This window comes from Azospirillum sp. B506 (genome assembly GCF_000333595.1).
Lineage (GTDB): Bacteria > Pseudomonadota > Alphaproteobacteria > Azospirillales > Azospirillaceae > Azospirillum.
Genome location: NZ_BADK01000208.1, coordinates 1 through 962 on the forward strand (window position 1 = coordinate 1; position 962 = coordinate 962).

At 65.2% G+C, this 962-nt stretch carries 1 protein-coding gene and 1 pseudogene; both read left to right on the plus strand.

Annotated elements, in window-relative coordinates; all coding sequences use genetic code 11:
- Positions 1-245, plus strand: a pseudogene (locus tag I71_RS06945) (L-2-amino-thiazoline-4-carboxylic acid hydrolase); the annotation flags it as partial.
- A 53-nt stretch (positions 246-298) separates the two neighbouring features.
- Positions 299-962 (plus strand): ABC transporter substrate-binding protein (locus I71_RS06950; protein ID WP_042692963.1); only part of this gene is annotated, 664 nt, incomplete at its 3' end.

Consider the following 962-nt stretch of genomic DNA (forward strand, 5'->3'; position numbering starts at 1 on the left):
CGGAGATCAAGCGGTGCGACGGCGAGGCGCTGGAAATCCATTTCCACCGCTGCCCGCTGAAGGAAGCTTGGCAGGCGCAGGGCCGGTCCGACGCCGATCTGGAACTGCTCTGCAAGATGGCCGGCGCCATCGACGGCGGCCTGTTCGAGGCTGCCGGCTTCGTCTTCAAGGGCGAGACCTGGAAACCGGGCGACGAGGGCTGTTGCCGGCTGAAGGTCCTGCCCGGTGCCGGAGCCGCCGAATAGACGCGCATCGCCGCAAAGCCTGCAACGACAGACAATAAGAGGGTGACATCGCCATGAAGTTCCGCCTCCTTACGCTGACGACCCTCACCGCCGCCGGGATTGCCGGTTCTGCTTTCGCCGCCGACACGGTCAAGCTCGGCTACCAGCTGCCGCTGACCGGCGACACCGCCCAGTACGGCCAGGATTTCCGCAAGGCCGCCGAGATCGCGCTGACCGAGTTCAACGCCGCCGGCAAGCCGTTCAAGGTCGAGATCGTCTTCGAGGACAGCCGCTCCGACGCCAAGGAGGGCACCAACATCGCCCGCAAGTTCGTGGACGACAAGGAGATCGTCGGCGTCCTGGGCGACTTCACCTCCGGCGTGTCGATGGCGGCCGCGCAGGTCTACAAGGAGGCCGGCATGCCGCAGCTGTCGCAGACCGCCTCGCACCCCGACTACACCAAGATCTCCAAGTACCAGTTCCGCAACATCGCCACCCAGGCGCAGGAAGGCCCCTACAACGCCAAATGGATGGCGACCAAGGGCATCAGGACCGTCGCGGTAATCGCGGAACAGACCGATTGGGGCCAGTCGGTGGTCAGCGGCTTTTCCGACGCGGTCAAGGCCAACGGTGGCACGGTCGCCTTCTCGGAATTCTTCAACCGCGGCCTGAAGGACTACCGGTCGCTGATCAGCAAGATCGAGCGGGCGAAGCCCGACGCGATCTACACCGGCTCTT